Annotated in this window: 1 protein-coding gene; it reads right to left on the bottom strand. The window is 66.8% G+C overall.

The features are described from left to right. On the bottom strand, nucleotides 1–500 hold a 500-nt coding region (locus ACKAE7_RS21275; RefSeq protein ID WP_408980262.1), incomplete at both ends, for a methylmalonyl-CoA mutase family protein.

The following is a 500-nucleotide window of genomic DNA, read 5'->3' as shown; positions in this document are numbered from 1 at the left end:
TTGGCATGGTCGACGCCCTGCTCCTCGCCGGCCACGATGTAGAGCGCCAGGATCGGCAGCACCGCCCCGTTCATGGTCATCGAGACGCTCATCTTGTCGAGCGGGATGCCGTCGAACAGGGTGCGCATGTCGAGGATGCTGTCGATGGCGACGCCGGCCATGCCGACATCCCCCTTCACCCGCTCATGGTCGGAATCGTAACCGCGGTGGGTGGCGAGGTCGAAGGCGACCGACAGACCCATCTGACCGGCGGCCAGGTTGCGGCGGTAGAAGGCGTTGCTGTCCTCGGCGGTCGAGAAGGTCTGGCTCTTCTTGGTCGGGATCGTGGTGTTGCGGTCGATCAGGCGCGTGAACACGCCGCCCAGCGTCTCGATGCCGAGCGACAGCGGGGTCACGTCGAGCAGCAGCACGTCCTTGACGTCGCCCTGCAGCACGCCCGCCTGGATCGCGGCGCCGATCGCGACGACTTCGTCGGGGTTCACGCCGGTGTGCGGTTCCTT

Source organism: Pseudarthrobacter sp. NKDBFgelt, from assembly GCF_046097905.1.
Lineage (GTDB): Bacteria > Actinomycetota > Actinomycetes > Actinomycetales > Micrococcaceae > Arthrobacter > Arthrobacter polychromogenes.
This window is presented reverse-complemented; position numbering and strand designations above follow the sequence as displayed.